The sequence below is a fragment of the Staphylococcus sp. LKG3-1 genome, assembly GCF_048568385.1.
GTDB lineage: Bacteria > Bacillota > Bacilli > Staphylococcales > Staphylococcaceae > Staphylococcus > Staphylococcus saprophyticus.
In genome coordinates this window covers 878284-897041 of record NZ_CP183796.1, presented here as the reverse complement: position 1 = coordinate 897041, position 18758 = coordinate 878284, and the positions used below count along the sequence as shown (strand labels likewise).

At 30.7% G+C, this 18758-nt stretch carries 21 protein-coding genes, 1 pseudogene and 1 riboswitch; of the genes and pseudogenes, 15 read left to right on the top strand and 7 right to left on the bottom strand.

Features of this window, described 5'->3' with window-relative positions; all coding sequences use genetic code 11:
* The first annotated feature begins 30 nt into the window (after positions 1 to 30).
* Both ACM595_RS04295 and ACM595_RS04290 read left to right on the top strand, forming a co-directional pair.
* Complete coding sequence (locus ACM595_RS04295) at positions 31 to 939, top strand: nuclease-related domain-containing protein (protein ID WP_002482911.1); 909 nt, start codon at positions 31 to 33, stop codon at positions 937 to 939.
* Between the two features lie 208 nt (positions 940 to 1147).
* Positions 1148 to 1984 carry an aldo/keto reductase gene (locus ACM595_RS04290; protein WP_002482912.1) on the top strand — a complete coding sequence of 279 codons (837 nt, stop codon included), beginning with the start codon at positions 1148 to 1150 and terminating at the stop codon, positions 1982 to 1984.
* A gap of 269 nt (positions 1985 to 2253) precedes the next feature.
* Here ACM595_RS04290 and ACM595_RS04285 read toward each other — a convergent pair whose 3' ends face one another.
* The 3 genes from ACM595_RS04285 to ACM595_RS04275 form a co-directional block, all read right to left on the bottom strand.
* Complete coding sequence (locus tag ACM595_RS04285) at positions 2254 to 2610, bottom strand: fluoride efflux transporter FluC (protein ID WP_037538161.1); 357 nt, start codon at positions 2608 to 2610, stop codon at positions 2254 to 2256.
* Positions 2607 to 2972 carry a fluoride efflux transporter CrcB gene (crcB, locus tag ACM595_RS04280; protein ID WP_419744449.1) on the bottom strand — a complete coding sequence of 122 codons (366 nt, stop codon included), beginning with the start codon at positions 2970 to 2972 and terminating at the stop codon, positions 2607 to 2609. Before crcB ends, ACM595_RS04285 begins: the two co-directional genes overlap by 4 nt.
* Positions 2973 to 3182: 210 nt before the next feature.
* Positions 3183 to 3488, bottom strand: a complete 306-nt coding sequence (locus ACM595_RS04275; protein ID WP_011302835.1) for a hypothetical protein — start codon at positions 3486 to 3488, stop codon at positions 3183 to 3185.
* Between the two features lie 284 nt (positions 3489 to 3772).
* Between ACM595_RS04275 and ACM595_RS04270 the strand changes: the two genes are divergently transcribed.
* The 4 genes and pseudogenes from ACM595_RS04270 to ACM595_RS04255 all read left to right on the top strand — a co-directional run bounded on the left by ACM595_RS04270 (position 3773) and on the right by ACM595_RS04255 (position 6051).
* Positions 3773 to 4486, top strand: coding sequence for a transaldolase (locus tag ACM595_RS04270; protein ID WP_002482913.1), 714 nt, complete (start codon positions 3773 to 3775; stop codon positions 4484 to 4486).
* A 515-nt stretch (positions 4487 to 5001) separates the two neighbouring features.
* Positions 5002 to 5088: pseudogene (locus ACM595_RS04265) on the top strand (pentapeptide repeat-containing protein); the annotation flags it as partial.
* A 156-nt stretch (positions 5089 to 5244) separates the two neighbouring features.
* The gene (locus ACM595_RS04260) at positions 5245 to 5502 is read left to right on the top strand and encodes a pentapeptide repeat-containing protein (protein WP_002482914.1); all 258 of its coding nucleotides are present in this window, start codon (positions 5245 to 5247) and stop codon (positions 5500 to 5502) included.
* 99 nt (positions 5503 to 5601) lie between these two features.
* Positions 5602 to 6051: a hypothetical protein gene (locus ACM595_RS04255; RefSeq protein ID WP_011302838.1), complete on the top strand. Its 450-nt coding sequence runs from the start codon at positions 5602 to 5604 to the stop codon at positions 6049 to 6051.
* A gap of 7 nt (positions 6052 to 6058) precedes the next feature.
* Here ACM595_RS04255 and ACM595_RS04250 read toward each other — a convergent pair whose 3' ends face one another.
* Together ACM595_RS04250 and ACM595_RS04245 are read right to left on the bottom strand one after the other, a co-directional pair.
* Positions 6059 to 6484, bottom strand: coding sequence for a competence protein ComK (locus tag ACM595_RS04250; RefSeq protein WP_041080046.1), 426 nt, complete (start codon positions 6482 to 6484; stop codon positions 6059 to 6061).
* Positions 6485 to 6497: 13 nt separating this feature from the next.
* Positions 6498 to 6968, bottom strand: a complete 471-nt coding sequence (locus tag ACM595_RS04245; protein ID WP_037538168.1) for a sigma-70 family RNA polymerase sigma factor — start codon at positions 6966 to 6968, stop codon at positions 6498 to 6500.
* A gap of 220 nt (positions 6969 to 7188) precedes the next feature.
* On the opposite strand from ACM595_RS04245, the gene ACM595_RS04240 reads away from it, so the two are divergent.
* Together ACM595_RS04240 and ACM595_RS04235 are read left to right on the top strand one after the other, a co-directional pair.
* A complete protein-coding gene (locus ACM595_RS04240) occupies positions 7189 to 7413 on the top strand; it encodes a hypothetical protein (RefSeq protein WP_002482918.1) in 225 nt (74 codons plus the stop codon).
* Positions 7414 to 7580: 167 nt separating this feature from the next.
* A complete protein-coding gene (locus ACM595_RS04235) occupies positions 7581 to 8432 on the top strand; it encodes an N-acetylglucosaminidase (RefSeq protein ID WP_002482919.1) in 852 nt (283 codons plus the stop codon).
* A gap of 222 nt (positions 8433 to 8654) precedes the next feature.
* Here ACM595_RS04235 and ACM595_RS04230 read toward each other — a convergent pair whose 3' ends face one another.
* Positions 8655 to 9581: an osmoprotectant ABC transporter substrate-binding protein gene (locus ACM595_RS04230; RefSeq protein ID WP_037538233.1), complete on the bottom strand. Its 927-nt coding sequence runs from the start codon at positions 9579 to 9581 to the stop codon at positions 8655 to 8657.
* Positions 9582 to 9755: 174 nt separating this feature from the next.
* Here ACM595_RS04230 and ACM595_RS04225 point away from each other — a divergent pair, with 174 nt between their 5' ends.
* The 5 genes from ACM595_RS04225 (at position 9756) to ribE (ACM595_RS04205) (ending at position 15110) form a co-directional block, all read left to right on the top strand.
* Positions 9756 to 11222: an FAD/NAD(P)-binding protein gene (locus ACM595_RS04225; RefSeq protein ID WP_002482974.1), complete on the top strand. Its 1467-nt coding sequence runs from the start codon at positions 9756 to 9758 to the stop codon at positions 11220 to 11222.
* A gap of 247 nt (positions 11223 to 11469) precedes the next feature.
* Positions 11470 to 11603, top strand: a riboswitch (FMN riboswitch).
* Positions 11604 to 11762: 159 nt separating this feature from the next.
* Entirely contained in the window at positions 11763 to 12806 is a 1044-nt protein-coding gene (gene ribD, locus ACM595_RS04220; protein ID WP_041080040.1) for a bifunctional diaminohydroxyphosphoribosylaminopyrimidine deaminase/5-amino-6-(5-phosphoribosylamino)uracil reductase RibD, read from the top strand.
* A gap of 6 nt (positions 12807 to 12812) precedes the next feature.
* Positions 12813 to 13445: a riboflavin synthase gene (gene ribE, locus ACM595_RS04215; RefSeq protein ID WP_002482976.1), complete on the top strand. Its 633-nt coding sequence runs from the start codon at positions 12813 to 12815 to the stop codon at positions 13443 to 13445.
* An 11-nt stretch (positions 13446 to 13456) separates the two neighbouring features.
* Positions 13457 to 14638 carry a bifunctional 3,4-dihydroxy-2-butanone-4-phosphate synthase/GTP cyclohydrolase II gene (locus tag ACM595_RS04210; RefSeq protein ID WP_002482977.1) on the top strand — a complete coding sequence of 394 codons (1182 nt, stop codon included), beginning with the start codon at positions 13457 to 13459 and terminating at the stop codon, positions 14636 to 14638.
* 13 nt (positions 14639 to 14651) lie between these two features.
* Positions 14652 to 15110, top strand: a complete 459-nt coding sequence (gene ribE / locus ACM595_RS04205; protein ID WP_002482978.1) for a 6,7-dimethyl-8-ribityllumazine synthase — start codon at positions 14652 to 14654, stop codon at positions 15108 to 15110.
* Between the two features lie 264 nt (positions 15111 to 15374).
* Here ribE (ACM595_RS04205) and ACM595_RS04200 read toward each other — a convergent pair whose 3' ends face one another.
* Positions 15375 to 16376, bottom strand: a complete 1002-nt coding sequence (locus ACM595_RS04200; protein WP_037538235.1) for a proline dehydrogenase family protein — start codon at positions 16374 to 16376, stop codon at positions 15375 to 15377.
* 266 nt (positions 16377 to 16642) lie between these two features.
* Between ACM595_RS04200 and ACM595_RS04195 the strand changes: the two genes are divergently transcribed.
* Both ACM595_RS04195 and ACM595_RS04190 read left to right on the top strand, forming a co-directional pair.
* On the top strand, positions 16643 to 17467 hold the full coding sequence (locus ACM595_RS04195; protein ID WP_037538238.1) for an alpha/beta fold hydrolase: 825 nt from the start codon (positions 16643 to 16645) through the stop codon (positions 17465 to 17467).
* A 235-nt stretch (positions 17468 to 17702) separates the two neighbouring features.
* A complete protein-coding gene (locus ACM595_RS04190) occupies positions 17703 to 18659 on the top strand; it encodes an L-lactate dehydrogenase (RefSeq protein WP_041080035.1) in 957 nt (318 codons plus the stop codon).
* Positions 18660 to 18758: the final 99 nt, after the last annotated feature.

Genomic DNA, 18758 nt, shown 5'->3' with positions numbered 1-18758 from the left:
TTACTGAACACATAAAGGAGCGTTTTTGTTATGAATTCATTTGGACCAATAGAGATTGGTTTAATCGTGGCAATTGTCGTAGCAGTCATTTGTTTGATTTTATTTATTGTTGCTTTAAAAAGTAAGAAAAAAGCGCAAGAAAAAGTTGAAGCGCAATATAAATCAAGAGAGCAACAACTGAGCGATGAGCATGAAGAAGAGCTAGAAAAAGAAAGAATTGAAAATAAAAAAACGGTAACAAAACAAAAAGAAGAATATACGGCTGCGGTTAATTCTAAAGATAGAGAAATTGATGCATTAAAATTATTCTCTAAAAATCAAAGTGAATATGTAACTGATATGAGATTAATAGGTATTCGCGAACGACTTGTAAATGAGAAAAGAATTCGTCCAGAAGATATGCATATTATGGCAAATATCTTTTTACCAAGGAATGAGTTTAGTGATGTGCAACGTATCAGTCACTTAGTCCTAACACGTACAGGTTTATATATCATTGATTCACAATTGCTTAAAGGTCATGTGTATAATGGCGTAAGTGCTGCACAATTTAAAGAACAGCCGATGATGGAACAAGTATTTAATACATTAGATCTTGATGGTCAAGTTCCACAAACACTTGTCTTAGATCAAAATGAAGATAAAGATGCTTTATCATTTGTTAATTACACGACGCATTTAAATGAAATTGAAAGACTTGCTGGTGATATCCAAACAGAATTAAATTTAAAATTTACACCAACAACTATCTTATACTTCAACCCTAAAAATGATGGCGATGTTACGATTACAAATTATGCACAAAGTTCAAATTCAAAAGTTTTAGTAGGACCAGAACAATTAGACGAATTCTTTAATAAATTTGTCTTTCATGGTCGCATTCAATACAATGTTGAAGACTTACAACGTGTAATGGATGAAATCGAATCATTTAATTAGAATATTATGAGATATAAAAAAGCTACAGACAAAGTTAGTTCACTTTTGTCTGTAGCTTTTTGTCATATATAATAATATTTCGACTTTTTAAATTGTTCTAATTAAAAGTATCCTGAATAGATATTTTTAAATTTATAAGCATTATTATTTATATTTTTGATAATATTCATTAATATAAACATTAACTTAACTAAAAGGGGACTTTAACTTGGAAAATATTAGTTTTTATAATGGCAATGAAATGCCTATAGTAGGTTTAGGAACGTTCCGTGTTGAAAATAACGATGAGTGTAAAGCGTCGGTTAAACATGCGATTGAGAGTGGTTATACACATATCGATACAGCCATGATTTATGAAAATGAAGATAAAGTTGGCGAAGGTATTGCGGAAGGTCTTGCTTCTACAGGACTGAAAAGAAGTGATTTGTTTATTACATCAAAATTGTGGTTAGATGATTATGGTCGCAAAAATGTTGAAACTGCATATGAAACGAGTCTAAAAAAACTTAACTTAGATTATCTTGATTTGTATTTAATGCATTGGCCAGGTACTGATGAAGCTTTAATGATTGACACTTGGCAAGGGATGGAAGATTTATATAAAGATAATAAAGTGAAAAATATTGGTGTGAGTAACTTTAATGTTGAACATTTAGAAGCATTATTGGCACAGGTTTCTATAAAACCAGTCATTAATCAAGTTGAATTTCACCCATACTTATTACAAGAATCACTAAGAAGATATTTAGAAGTACAAAATATTCATATGGAATCGTGGTCACCATTAATGAATGCACAAATCTTAGAGGATGCAACCGTTAAATCAGTAGCAGAAGAAGTTGGAAAATCACCAGCACAAGTCATTATAAGATGGAATATTGAACACGGTGTAGTAGTGATACCAAAATCAGTTACACCGTCTAGAATTGAAGAAAATTTGAATGTCTTTGATTTTAATTTAACACCAACTCAAATTGAAAAATTAGATAGCCTGAATGAAGATAAAAGGATTGGACCAGATCCAATAGGGTACAATGGTCACTAAGTCGATGAAATAAAAAATAAGGTGGAAACCGATTTTTTAATAAAGATGACTTAGCTCCACTAAACATGGATTGTAGTATAGAGGGCTACTTTGACTGAAGTTTAGGTATAAGTCCTGCTACTTTAATTGGAATACATGAATCGATGTTTAAGTATAAAGTGTGTTGCTTTATACTTACATCATAATCAAAAACAGTCTGAGACATCATTAAAGGTCTCAGACTGTTTTATTTATGGATGGAAGATTATCTAGTATGTTGCTAAGAAGATTTAAAAAAGATAGTAACCCAACAAGCAGGCTACGAATGAAACGCCATATTGTAAAATAGAATAAAGTATAAATAAATTGATTTGTTTCGGTGTTGTCAATAATTTAACGAGTTCGGAAGACAAAGTTGAAAATGTAGTTAATCCACCCAGTATGCCTACGATAATAAAAGGATTAATCCAATTTATATTTAAACACATACCCATAAGTAGTCCGATACAAAAACTGCCTACTACATTTACTAAAAGTGTAGGTATAGGAAGGGAAGTATTAAATTTCTGATTAAATACATTTGTGACGAATCCTCTAATTACCGCACCAATGCCGCCGCCTAGCATAACTAATATACATTGAATCATGAAATTTTAGCCCCCAATCTAACACCCAAGAAGCATAGTAAGATACCAAAGATGTAACTCGTTAATGCATATACAATGAGTAAAATAAAAGAGCCGCTTTCAAAAAATTGTATAAGTTCAAATTGAAACGTCGAGAAGGTAGTCAGTGATCCTATAAAACCTGTTGTGATACCTTTTTTGAGCATTGGGCTATTATTAAAGTATTGGATAGCTAGAGTGCCAAGAAACCCCATCAAAAATGCACCGCATAAATTTGCAATAAATGTGCCAATAGGCATTTCAAAAGATGTATTTATAAATGAAAGTAAATATCTTAGTAATGCACCGACAGCACCACCTAGAAAAATAAATAAATATTGCATATTAATGTATGTCCTTCCTTAAAATTAAAAACTGGAACATAATTAAAAAATGCCCCAGTTTCGTCAATCATATTGGTAGAAGTTGATAAAAATTAATGTTTACGTGTTAAAACATATAATATGGTTTTATATTTCACTATTACTAAAGTTGGTAGATGAAATTTTTGAGTAAAATTTAAAATACATTCTACATCTCATCCTTACTATAAACTAGAAAATAATACCAAACGTTGATAGGGAAGCAATGATATGAATGATTAATACCACCAAAATAATGTATGGCAAGATTTTGCTGGCTATTCTAATCCAATCTGAATCATTATGTAAATGTTTGATAGCTTTATCTGCAAATATAATTGAAATAATTAAAATAATAGCGTTAATGATACTACACACAAATATTAATTTAATCATTGAACTAAAATGTGTGCTTAGTAGAGGATTTCTAGTATTAAAATAAAGACTTATAATTACTAATAAACTAGATAAATAAAAATAAAGTTTTGAACGTGCCATATTTACCTCCTAGTGCAATTCATTTTACAATGATACCATAAATATAAGAATATTTAATGAAATTTACTATTTTATATTATTTTCTGATATTTGAGTTTTAAAAAGTGCGTCAAATTAAATCGTTGACTGATGTGAATTGATTATGAAGATGTATTGAATGATAAGATTTTAAGCAAAAAATTAGAATTTTTCTAATATTGATGGTATAAATAAACTGTATGGTTAATAACCGTTAGAAAATAATTCTTAATTGAATTATTTATTTAAGTCAGGAGGAATTAGTAATGGTAAATTTAAATGTTGAAGTGTTTGCAGATGGTGCAGATATTGAAGAAATGAAAGCAGCTTATAAAAACAAACAGGTTGATGGTTTCACAACTAACCCTAGTTTAATGGCAAAAGCGGGTGTAACGGACTATAAAGCTTTTGCTGAAGAAGCTGTACGTGAAATTCCTGATGCTTCTATTTCATTTGAAGTATTCGCAGATGATTTAGAAACTATGGCAAAAGAGGCTGAAATTTTAAAACAATATGGTGACAATGTATTCGTTAAAATTCCAGTTGTAAACACTAAAGGTGAATCAACAATTTCTCTAATTAAAAAATTATCAGCAGAAAACGTTCGTTTAAATGTAACTGCTGTTTATACTTTAGACCAAGTTAAAGAAATTACTGATGCTGTAACAGAAGGTGTACCAACTTATGTATCAGTTTTCGCTGGTCGTATTGCTGACACAGGTGTAGATCCTATTCCATTGATGAAAGAAGCAGCAGAAGTAACGCATAGTAAAGAAGGCGTTAAATTACTATGGGCAAGCTGTCGTGAAGTGATTAATGTCATTCAAGCAGACGAAGTCGGTGCAGATATTATCACATGTCCAGCAGATGTTGTTAAAAAAGTAAATAATAATCTTGGTCGTGATATTAGTGAATTATCAGTAGACACTGTACAAGGATTTGCTAAAGACATCCAAAGTTCTGGTTTATCTATTCTATAAAACTTTAGAATGAATTTAATTATGAGTGGGATAACAAACGAATTTTACAATAAAGATTACGTACACCCACTTTTTATGGATGGGATGATAGAGGTTTACCTGAGCTAAAACTTATTCATAGTGACGACAAGTTCATGTAAAATATGAATGTAGTTTTATATTGAAAATGGTACCTTACGTCTACTATTCAATTGAAAAAGAGTCTGAGACATCAATAGATGTTTCAGACTCAATTTTTTTGTTAAAAAATAGTTAAGTCATTAGCAAGCCCATTATACTTATACATAAATATTAAATTATATATTAAGTCATGTACAGAGCACCTACGTATTTGCTAATATATAGTGAAATAGATTGATTGAATAGGAGATACAATAAAGAAACTGCAACAGCCCAAAATAAATGTTAGTTTAGATTATAAAATACTTACTGATGTTTTTGATGATGAAGACGATATTTTAGAGCAAGCAGCTATTAATCATTCAAATTTCGTTGATCAAACTTTAGATAGGTTATTGATATATGGTTCACGCATCACAAATTGCAACTTTACTAATTCTGATATAGGACGTGTAAATTTTACAGACGTGATTTTTGAAAATTGTGATTTTTCTAATGTTAAAATGGAACATGGTAGTTTACATAGAGTGATATTTAAAAATTGTCGTATGACAGGGACTTATTTAAAACAAATGAGGTTGGGTCATACTTCATTTTGTGAAGTTAAAGCTAATTTTGTTAGTTTTATAGACTCTAAAATGGATAAGTTACTATTTGATACGTGTCAACTTGAACATGGTGCTTTTTATGAATCAACATTAAAACAAATTACATTCGATGAAACAAACATGAACCACGTAACAATACATCAAACGCCATTAAAAGGTTGTGATTTAAGCACATCACAATTTGAAACAATTGTCGTCAATAAAGAAGATTTAGTTGGGTGTAAGGTATCTAAAGAACAAGCAATTCAATTCGCTACATTAATGGGACTAGATGTCGTTGATGCATAATTTGTAAAAAATGTGTTCAATTATAATTGATTCATTGAGATAATTTCATTACTATTTGAAAGAGATGTATGGCGAAATTGCTAAAGGAGTACATATTAAATGAAAGCAAATATTTTTAAGCAAAAAGTTAAAAAGCAGTTATGGTTTTTAAATAAAAAAGAAAAAAGTAAATTGGATTCTGTTTTGGAAAGCGTAGTTGAAAAGCATGATAATGAACATTTAAATCGACCTATTGCATTTTCTAATCAATTTTTAAAAGAATATGTTTTTAAAGAAAAAGTAGTATCGTCTACGCAGTTATTTGCTTTATTATTAGGTATTTTATTTACATATATTATGTTATTAGGTATTTTCTTGTTTGGTTTTATTACAAGTTTAACTGCTGTACAATATTTTATAAAACCAGAAGTACAGTTATCGACACTGACAGTCATATTAACATTTATTGGAGCATTATTACTTGTTATTGTTAGTTTGTATTTAATTAGGTTGGTCACTGGTTACTTTACGAAAAAATTATTAGAATATAAGCATAACAAAGCATTGTAATAAAATACTAACTATCTATTAGGTGAGAAAGTGTTAAACTTTCTTGCCATTTTTTATGTACAACGATATATGCTACATCAACTATGATAAAAGTTGCATTATCAAAATAAATAACTGTTTGTGCACCTTGTGATTTTAAGCCATTAATTGCTAATGCATTGATAAAATATTGTATTGGGGAGCGCTTTGCTTTAATTGGGAAGACGATCGTATGGTTATTAATATAGATGGGGATGAGTTTTCGTATTTTAAGTATGTCCTTAGCTTGCTTAATTTGTATGGGTAAAGAAAGATGGTTGGTTTCAAGGATATATTTTAATGTTTGATTAATGGAAGATGGATACGTAAATTGATGTGTTGTATATTGACAAATGGTAAGTAATTCGGGACCGATAACGGTTTTGAAATATAATAGTTTAGCAAGGTTATTCATTAAATTCACCTCATTAAAATTTATAGTATTTAGAATATTTTACTTGAACACGTTGCTGTATATTTTTTATGGTTGATATTGAACACTTTAGGTGTTGTGCAATCTCTTTTTGTTTATAACCATATAATTTTAATTGTAACCACTGTTGTTCTTGTGTTGTAAGCGTTGTTAAGAAATGATGAGCCTCTATTTTACTATCAAGGTAGATGCTAGGAATTTGATGACAACGTACTTCATCAAATGGTTCGCATATTTCATAAGTGTTGTGTTGCTTACGAAATAAATCAATTAAATAGAAATTTAACCGTGTATATAAATAAGATTGAAATGAAGAAGATTTTTGGGCATTATACTTTCTGGATAGTTCCCATAATTTAATCGTGAGTAATTGTACAAATTCATCATTATTGTACTTAATATTGTATTTTTTTAGAAGAACATATATGATGTGTTTTGATTTATTATAAATTTTACTAAAGTGCATTTGGTGCCTCCTATTGCTGTATATACAACTTGTAATTCCGGATAAATTCATTTTATAAAGACAAATAATAAATTTCATTTGCTAAATATAGATAATAGGTGTTAAATAGATAACATAAGAGTAATAAATTTTAGTTTTTATAACATGAACGCGTATTCAACTTAGAGATATAACACTAAAAGATGTATTATTATCTTCGGACAATTATCAGGAGGTTTATATGGATTACGCACATTTAAATTTAGAGCATTTTTTTGCTAAACATAATGATTTAGATATGATTAAAGATAAATCAGATTTTGTAATGATAAATAACTTAACAAATGAAATGATGTATCGTGATGGAGAAATTGAAGGTACGATTGATTTGAATCGTTATTATTATAAAAATAGATCACAAGCATCGAGCTTTATCATAATGGAATATCGTAAAAGTCAAGAGTAATGAAATTAAAATTTCATTACTTTTTTTATGAATATGTAACAACACTTAGATAAAATTGTGCGTTTAACTATTTAGTGTTAGAATTTATTATCAGATAGTCTCAAGCGCATTGATACATAAATGATAGAGACTTCTCATTCCTAATTATTACCTAAGAGGTGTGGAACATGACGAAGCATAAAAAAGGCTCAATTTTATCAATTATAGGTTTATTGGTAATCTTAGGTGTAGCTGCAATTATTGTATTTTCAATGATTTCAGATCAAATCTTTTTTAAAGAAGTAGATGAACAAGAAAAAGTTGATAATTTAAAAGTAACTTTAGATAAAGCATCTAAAAAGCAAATAGATAACTACACAAGCCAACAAGTTTCAAGTAAAGATAACAAAACATGGAGAGACGCATCGTCAACTGAAATAAAAGCTGCGATGGATAGTAGTAAGTTTATTGAGAGTGATACGCAAAAATACCAATTTTTAGAATTAGATAAATATCAAGGTATTGACCATAACAGAATCAAACGTATGTTAATTGATAACCCAACATTACTTAAGCATTCTGATGAATTTATAAAGGCTGCTAAAGACAAACATGTAAATGAGGTCTACTTAATTTCACACGCATTGCTTGAAACAGGTTCTGCTAAAAGTGAACTTTCAAGTGGCGTAGAGATTGATGGTAAAAAATACTATAATTTCTTCGGTGTAGGTGCTTTAGATGAAGATCCTATTAAAACAGGGTCTGAATATGCCAAGAAACATGGATGGGATACACCACAAAAAGCAATTAGTGGCGGTGCTAACTTTATTCATGGACATTTTTTATCAAATAAAGATCAAAATACGCTATATAGTATGAGATGGAATCCGAAAAATCCAGGCGAACATCAATATGCTACTGACATAAAATGGGCAGAAAGTAACGCTTCATTAATGGCACACTTTTATGAAGATATGAAAACAGAAGGTAAGTATTATAAATATTTTGTTTATAAAGATGATAATAAACATAAACAATAATTTAAAGAGCCTAAGACATAAATAGATGCCTTAGGCTCTTTTTAGATGCGTTTGTGTTTTACTGTGCTTTATTTTTTTGTCCAATAAGCAAAAACAATAACAAAGCAGATATGAAAACTTTGAATATAAATTTCATTATTTCACTTCCTAATTCATATTTGAATGTACCTAAGATAATAGGTGCATTGAAAATAACAAAGCATATAGAGGTAGAAATCAATACTATTTTTTATCAAAATAATGATGTTGTTTTAAAAATTCTTTCGCAACAATGGCAGGTTCTTTACCTTGACCATCAGCTTCATAATTTAATTTTTGCATTTGTTCTGTACTGATTTGACCTTCTAATTTTTTTATTGCTTTTTTTAGTTCTGGTTGTTGAGCTAAAAGTTTATTTGGCGCTACTGCACTGGCATCATAAGGCGGAAAGAAGTTTTTATCGTCTTTGAGAACCACTAAATCGTATGCTGCAATTCTACCATCTGTAGTATAGCCAAGTGCAACATCTAGTTTTTGGTTTTTTAATGCATCATAAACAAGTCCGATTTGCATAGGTTTTATAGAATTGAAAGCAAAACCGTAATGTTCTTGGAATGGGGCATAACCGTCGCCACCGCGTTTAATCCACGTGGTATCTGTGCCAACATTTACTTTGTCTTTTACTTTTTCTAAATCTGAAACAGTATGTAAGTTGAATTTTTTGGCTGTTTCTTTTGTGACCATAAAGGCAAACGTGTTTTCAAAACCGTATGAATTAAAAAACGTTTGATCAAATTTTTGATTAAATAATTTTTTTGTAACATGCATAGCTTTGGTAGAATCGGTGATTGGTTTCTGTTCAAGTGCACCTACTAAATCAGTACCAGTATATCGTGTGCTTGATACATCAGCATCACCATTCATTAATGCATTATGTTGAATGGTTGCGGAACCTAAATTATTAATGATTGAACCTTTTACTTTCCCATCAGTATCGTGCTCAATTAACTCTTTTAACATATAGGCCATAATCTGGGATTCACTTGTGGCTAATGCAGATATTCTTACAGTGCTTTTTGATTGTCCACCACCAAGGCCAGGTAATTCACAACTTGCTAAAAAAATTGTGCTAAATAAAACCAAAATGACAAATCGTTTTAAAAATTTCATTATTATACTCCTTATTTAAAATACAAAAAAATAAATTTCTCAATATATTTAGAATAACATATTTAATAAAACATTATAACTTAACGGATGAAACAACTGTAAACCATTAATGTGTAAAGTAAGATAAATCATTGGTATAATAAAGCTTAAATAAGTTTAGTTAGGATGTGAACTATGAGGATTGCAATCATAGGTATGGGTACGGCAGGTGTGAGTTTGCTAAAGGAATTAGTCAAACAGGAACGTTTTTCTGAATTAGCTATCGATGTATATGATAACCCTAAAAACATGGGGCAAGGTGTGCCGTTTCAAAACGATAGTGACCAATTATTAATTAATTTACCTGCAGAAGAGATGTCATTGAATTTAGAAAATGAACGGGAATTTTATGAATGGTATGAAAATCAATCAACATTTAAGTTTTCAAATCCGAAGTATTTGCCGAGGTTTATTTTTGGACATTATATGAAAGATTATTTGCAACAATTTATCAATCAGTATGATAATATTCACCAAATTTGTGAAGAAGTTTCTGAAGTCTTTATTGACTCAGATATAGGTCAAACAGATATACAATATAATGTTTGTACTGCAAATAACATAGAAAATCGAAAGCAGTATGATGTAGTATTTTTAGCTATAGGCACGTTGTCTTATCATGATCCATACAAATTGAAAGGCACGAAAGGATATATACAAACACCGTATCCTACATATAATACGTTAGATAATGTTAAAGATACAGATAGAATTTCTATTATTGGTACTGGACTAGCAAGTCTTGATGTGATTCGCTATGTAACAGCGCATCATCCTAATTTACCAATTACGGTTACAAGTCGTAAGGGTCACTTACCGAGTGTTAGAGGTGAGATGCCTGATATTGAATTTAAATATTTAACTCCTGAAAATTTTAATGAAATTAAAGAGAAACATTTTGGAAATGTGCCATTAGATGAGGCAATGCGGTTATTTATGAAAGACTGTGCACATTATGAAATTCCGGTAGAAACACTTGTGCATCGAAGAACAAATGATCCGATTATAGATTTAACTTACGATTTAGAACATGCAGAGGAGTTAGGTAAATTCCAAAGTATACTTGAGCTTGCCAAAGAAAATTTAAATTGGATATGGAATAGTTTGAGTCGTACTGACCAAAAACATTTTTTATCAAATTATCATGGTATTTTAAAAGAAAATTCTAATCCAATGCCTCCACAGACTGCACAATTACTCATTGAACACATTAATAATGGCTTAATTAAAATTGAGAAGGGCTTAGAATCTGTTAAACATAGTCAACATAGATTTCAATTAGAATTTCAAGACGGTTCGGTAGAAAATAGTGATGTAGTCATTAATGCGACAGGTTCGAAAACACAACTTTCAGATCTTGATAGTGATGATCAACTTGTGTTGAATTTAGAAAATAGACAAGTAGTACAAGCGCATCCACTTGGTGGTATACAAATTGTAGCTGAAACAAATCAAATTATAAGTCCAAGGTATGGCACGCTTAAAAATATGTATGCATTAGGTCAGTTAACAAATGGTATTAATCAATCGAGAAATGGCGTCATGATGATTGTAAGGCAAGCGGTAAGTGTAATAAATCATTTATTTGAATCAAATAAATGATTTAAAGTATCACTAATGGTTTGTTGCTTTAAACATCTGTGAGCGTTTAACGTATTATTTAATAAATGGGATTAGACGCTTTAAATAGTTCGTTTTTTGACTCATTTCTCCATGTAATTGTATTAATTATCAGAAAAATAAAGCCGACTTAGGCAATAAGAATTGTCATTTCTCAAAAAATGTAGTACGATGATTTTGTAACTAAGTTTCAGTTACATGACTCAATCATCAATTAACAATTTCATAGATATTCTTTCGGGGCAGGGTGAAATTCCCAACCGGCAGTAAATTAAGCCTGCGACCTGCATTTATGTGTATAAATGTGGCTGATCTAGTGAGATTCTAGAGCCGACAGTAAAGTCTGGATGGGAGAAAGAATGAAGTATAACAAAACAACACTTTTTAAGTGTCTATTTGGCATACCATAAATTTAAAATTTATGTATAAGTGTGTCTAATTTTTGCTAATAATGTTATATCAATAGATCCCACACCTGAAATGTTCATTTCAGGTGTTTTTTTATTATTTAGAGGTGATGAGATGAGTCAATATTTAAACTATGCTATACAACTTGCACAAATGGTTGAGGGACAAACAGGTTTAAACCCTCCAGTTGGTGCAGTAGTAGTGAATCGAGGACGTATCGTAGGTATAGGTGCACACTTAAAAAAAGGTGACAAACATGCAGAAGTGCAGGCGCTAGATATGGCAAAAGACAATGCGAAAGGTGGAACCATTTATATTTCATTAGAACCCTGTACACACTTTGGTTCTACACCACCTTGCGTCAATAAAATTATTGAGGCAGGCATTAATAGTGTTGTTTATGCAGTTAAAGATACTACATTACCTTCCAATGGTGACAGTATTTTACAAGAAGCAGGGATAGATGTTGAATTTCGACATCAACCTGATGCTGAAAACTTATATAAAGATTTCTTTATTACAAAACGACAATCTGTACCAATGGTAACAGTAAAGGTTTCTTGTAGTTTAGATGGCAAACAAGCGACAGATACTGGTGAAAGTAAATGGATTACCAATAAACTCGTGAAAAAAGATGTTTTTAAATTAAGACATCATCACGATGCGGTACTAACTGGTAGTGGCACGTTAAATGCAGATAATCCACAATATACGACTCGAATTGAAGAAGGTAAAAACCCAATTAAAGTGATACTAGCCCAAAACGGTAACATAGATTTTAATTTAGACATTTTTAAAAATACGAATACGCCGATTTGGATTTATACACAAAATGAAGCTTTAGTAACGGACATTGAACATGTTGAAATTATTCAACTTACAAATTGTTCAGTAGAAAATATTATGAAAAATTTATATGAAAAAGGTATAGGCAGATTGTTAGTAGAAGCAGGTCCCACAGTTACTTCTGAATTTCTTCAATCCAATTATACAAATAAACTAATTATATATTATGCCCCGAAAATAATTGGTGGTTCAGGCAAATATCAATTTTTCCATACGGATAAAATCATCGATTTGTCAGAAGTCCCACAGTTTGAAATTGTTGATTCACAAATGCTTGAGCAAAATCTTAAATTAGAATTACGAAAGAAGTGATTAAACATGTTTACTGGAATTGTTGAAGAAATAGGTACAATTAAAAAAATATCAACACAACAGTCTGTAGTTAACTTGAAAATTGAATGTCAAACGATTTTAACTGACATGCATATTGGTGATTCAATCAGTGTTAACGGAGCATGTTTAACAGTAATAGAATTTGATAATCACACTTTTTCAGTACAAGTTATAAAAGGTACAGAAAATAAAACGTATTTAAATCAATTAAGTCAATCTTCTGAAGTGAATTTAGAAAGAGCGATGAGTGGTCAAGGTCGATTTGGTGGACATTTTGTACTTGGTCATGTAGATGAAGTAGCGAAAATTAAACGCATTCAGTCATCGGATAATTCTAAAATTGTAACAATACAACCGTCAACGTCATTGATAAAACAAATGGTTAGTCAAGGTTCAATTACAGTTGATGGTGTGAGTTTAACGATATTTCAATTAAAGCAATCAGAATTCGATATACATCTCATTCCTGAGACAAGAAAATCAACGATATTAAATCAAAAGCGTGTTGGTGATCCAGTTCATTTAGAAACGGATATGTTATTTAAATACGTTGAAAAAATTATTGAAAATGATAATGCTAAATTAACTTCAGATAAACTTAAAGCATTTGGATTTTAAGGAGGGCTCATATGCAATTAGATAGTATCGATACAGCGCTGGAAGCACTAAAAAAAGGTGAAAGTATCATAGTCGTAGATGATGAAAATAGAGAAAATGAAGGTGACTTAGTAGCTGTTACGGAATGGATGAATGACAACACTGTTAATTTTATGGCGACCTATGGTAAAGGATTAATTTGTGCACCAATCAGTAATGCAATTGCTGAAAAGTTGGATCTAAATCCTATGGTCACGCATAATTCTGATGTTTATGGCACACAGTTTACGGTAAGTGTTGATCACATACAAACAACAACTGGCATTAGTGCAGACGAAAGAACAATGACAGCGAGAGCATTGATCGATGAGCAAGCTACTGGATCTGATTTTAATAAACCGGGTCATTTATTCCCTTTAATTGCACAAGATAATGGTGTGCTATCAAGACGTGGTCATACTGAAGCGTCTGTGGATTTAGCTAAATTAACTGGCGCTAAACCAGCAGCATTAATTTGTGAAATTATGGATGAAGATGGGACAATGGCAAAAGGAGCGTCATTAGAAGCATTTAAAGAAACGCATGGTTTAGTTATGATTTCTATTGAAGACTTAGAAAAGTATCGAAAATCTTCAATTTCTAAACTAGATGCAAAAGCAAAAGTTAAGATGCCAACAGAATACGGTAACTTTGATATGTATGGCTTTACTACAGATAATAGCGAAGAAGATATTGTTGTTATCGCTAATGGCGACATTAATAAAACTGAAAATGTTCGAATCCATTCAGCATGTTTAACTGGCGACATTTTTCATAGTCAACGATGTGATTGTGGTGAACAATTAGCAGCATCGATGAAATATATAGCAGAGCATGGTGGCATGATACTGTATCTTCCTCAAGAGGGTAGAGGCATAGGCTTAATTAATAAGTTGAAAGCTTACGAATTAATCGAACAGGGTTATGATACAGTTTCTGCAAATATTGCATTAGGATTTGAAGAAGATTTAAGAGATTATCAAAATGCTGCCCAAATATTAAAATATTTTGGTGTGGACAGTGTAAATTTATTAAGTAATAATCCGAAAAAATTTGAAAGTTTAGAATCATATGGTATTCATATTGCGAAGAGAATTGAACTCATCGTACCAACCAATGCATACAATCAGGATTATATGAATACAAAAAAAGAAAAAATGGGTCACTTAATATAGGAGGTAATGAACAATGAATTTTGAAGGTAAATTAGTAGGTTCAGATTTAAAAGTAGCGATTGTTGTAAGTAGATTTAATGATTTTATTACTAATCGATTATTAGATGGTGCAAAAGATACATTAATTAGACATGAAGTACCGGAAGCTAATATCGATGTAGCATACGTACCAGGAGCATTTGAAATTCCTTTAGTAGCTAAAAAATTAGCTAAGAAAAATGATTATGATGCAGTTATCACTCTAGGTTGTGTTATTAGAGGATCAACGTCTCATTACGATTACGTTTGTAACGAAGTAGCCAAGGGTGTTTCAAAAGCGAATGATGTTACTGATACGCCAGTCATATTCGGTATTTTAACTACAGAAAATATTGAACAAGCAGTAGAACGTGCAGGTACGAAAGCAGGTAATAAAGGTGCAGAAGCAGCAGTAAGTGCGATAGAAATGGCTAATTTATTAAGAGAAATATAAAGTTAAACTTGTCTAATGCTTATCAATTTTTAATATCGTATCGTTTTTCAATTATATTAAATTAGTAGAACGCCAAAGACATGACAGCTTTGGCGTTCTTTGTTTTTATAATAAATTCAATGACTATCTAAATTAGAATTCGGATATGTAAATCTTTTTAAACATCATTGAACTTAAAATTTGTGCTCGTATGATTACTTAGATGTAGTGTTTAAAAAGTGAATTGTTTTAAAATAATTATTTATATATTGAACATTGAATTGATTATTTTTTAAGTACTCTATATAGTATTGAACCTGTAGCTACAACGCCAGCAAATATGCCAGCAATAGTGCCTACTTTTTTCAATATATCTGGTTTTAACAATTCTTTAAACATTAAATTCAAATTTTGTGGTCTTTCAGCTAATCTTCTCATAAAGTAACTGAACCAATCATCTCCATATGGCACATAAATGCAGAAATTGTTGCCTTCGCCGGCAATTTGTTCTGCTAAATCGGAGCGAAAGCCGTATAACATTTGAAATTCATAACGATCTTTATCAATTTTATTATCTTTAATAAATTGTTTGATTTGTGTAATGATTTTATCATCGTGTGTAGCGATAGAAGTAACGTTTTTAGCACTTAACAATCTTTTTTTTATTAAACGTATGTAGTTTTCGTCGATTTCTTCTTTTGTTTGAAAAGCGATAACTTCATTTTCTTTATATGCACCTTTAACCATGCGTAATCTTAGTTCAGGATATTTATCTATGAGCGCATCGGCTTTATATAAATATGCTTGAATGACTGTACCAACATTTTTAAATTCACCTTTTAATCGATCTAATACTTGAGTGATATCAAACAAGCTATCATACTTTTCAGTATCGATATTAATATGCATATTATCAAATTCATTTGCTTTCAATAATATTTCTCGTAAATTACGGTAAGCAAGATCTATATCAAACTCTGAACCTAGTTGGCTTAATTTCACAGACATATGTCCATTTAAACTATGATTATAAATGGCATACATGACTTCCAAAATTTGATCTTTAGCTTGGATAGCTTCACCTTCAGTTACGACAAACTCTCCAAGACAATCAACAGTCACTGTAATTCCCTTGTTGTTTAAACGTTCAATTGTGTCTATCAAGGATTTAATCGTATTACCCGCAACGACTTTATTCGCCCCAAACATGGGTCCTACTTCCTTGGCAGTCTTATTTAAAAACGAATTATTTGATAATCCGATAAAGAAATCTTTCACAATTGGCATATTAATTCCTCCCATTCCGCTTATAGCTATGTTTCAATAATAGTGTAGCATGAATCTAATAGTAATGAAATCGTTTGCAATAAAATATATTACACTTTAAATTTCAATATACACTCATGAGATATGTATTGAACAGAAATAAGAAATTTATTGTGGGAAATAAATTTAGTTTTATGTTTATTTAATATGTTTAAAATGGAAAAAGCATAGCGTATTTTGATACAATAAGCGTAATGAATTTAAATGTAGAAGGGGAAGTATGGATTATGTGGAAATGGGAAACCGAAAATGAAGCAAAAGGTGTCGTAGTAATTGCACATAACATGCTTGAACATACTGGAAGATATGCATATGTGATTACGATGCTTCGCCGAAATGGATATCATGTTATTATGGGCGATTTGCCAGGACAAGGGCAAACATCACGTTCAAATAAAGGTCAAATTGATAATTTTGATGTATATCATGAGCATATACTTGAATGGATTAGAATCGCAAATGAATATAAAATTCCAACTTATGTCCTAGGTATAGGTCTTGGTGGTTTGATTGTCTTAAATTTATTAGAAAAAACAGAAGTGCCGATTGAAGGCCTGATGTTGCTTTCACCACTTTTAGAATTTAAGAAAAGTAATAAATCTAGAAAAGATAAAATTATTTCTAATATAGGTAAAATTGCGAAAGATACTCGATTTAAAGTTGGTATCACAGTTGAAGATTTAACAAGAAACGAAGAAGTTATAGAAGAGACGAATAAAGATCAATTGATGTTAAATAAAGTAACTTACTACTGGTATAAACAGATTATTGAAATTATGAAAGAGACAGTCAACCATTTAAAAGATGTAAAATCATTGCCGTTATTATTAATGTACGGTACAGAAGATAGAGTTGCAGATATAAGCGCAATGGATTTAATAAAAGATAAAATAATGACAGAAGAACTTTATTTTAAAGCGTGGGAAGGATTATATCATGAAATTCATAACGAGCCTGAACGTGATGAAGTCATGCGATATATTTTAGCGTTTTTAAATAATAGTGCAAGTAACAATGGGTTTATAGTACATGATGAAAATGAAGTTTCATAGTACCTGAATACAATGATAATACAGTATGTGGCAAAAGCGGTGGATTTGTATCCTAATTTTAAAAGGATATGATTTCACCGTTTTTTATATTTGATTTTTATTGTAACTTATAATTAATATTTTTGTGAAATAAATTACAAATAACTATTGCAAATGCTCGGAGGAACTGATATATTTATATTGTGAAATAAATCACAATATAAATTATTAATTTTCATGTGAGGAGCGTTCTGTGATGGAATATATAAAAAGTAATAAAGTTGTTTTAATTGGTGATGGTGCAGTTGGATCAAGTTATGCATTTGCATTAGTAGCTCAAGGTGTGGCAGATGAACTCGTTATTATAGATTTAGATGAAGACAAAGTGAAAGGTGATGTAATGGACTTAAACCATGCGGCACCGTATGGAGGTTCACCTGTTAAAATTAAAGCTGGTTCATATAAAGCATGTCACAATGCTGATTTAGTGGTGATTACTGCTGGAGCAGCTCAAAAACCAGGAGAAACGAGATTAGATTTAATTGAAAAGAATACAAAAATATTTAAATCGATTGTTTCTGAAGTTATGGCATCTGGATTTAATGGGATTTTCTTAGTAGCCACTAACCCTGTTGATGTACTTACCTATGTAACACAACAAGTTTCTGGATTACCTAAAGAAAAAGTAATTGGATCAGGTACGATTTTAGATACGGCACGATTCAAATATGAATTAGCTGAAGAATTTGGCGTTTCTGATAGAAGTGTTCATGGACAAATCATTGGGGAACATGGAGACTCTGAACTAGCTGTTTGGTCACAAGCAAATATTGCAGGACAGCCATTATACCAATTGTTAAAAGATGATCCTGAAAAACAACATAGAATAGAAGAAATATTTGTTAATACACGAGATGCAGCCTATGACATTATTCAAGCTAAAGGTGCAACATATTATGGCATTGCTATGGGATTAGTGCATATAACTAAAGCGATTTTAAATAATCAAAATTTAGTGCTTACCGTATCCAGTCGTTTAGAAGGTGAATATGGTCAAGAAGATGTCTATATAGGTGTCCCTACAAAAATTAACAGACAAGGTGCGGTAGAAGTTTTTGAAATACCGTTAAACGATGAAGAAAAAACTTTATTTACCCGTTCTGTTGGTATTTTGAAAGAAATGCAAAATAAAATATCTCATTTAATTGCATAATTCATAGTTTAAATTTAAACTGTATATAAGATTAATTTTATTAAAAATTCTAATATTTATTCAGTGTAGAATTTATTTTACAGTGATTGATGATTTTTT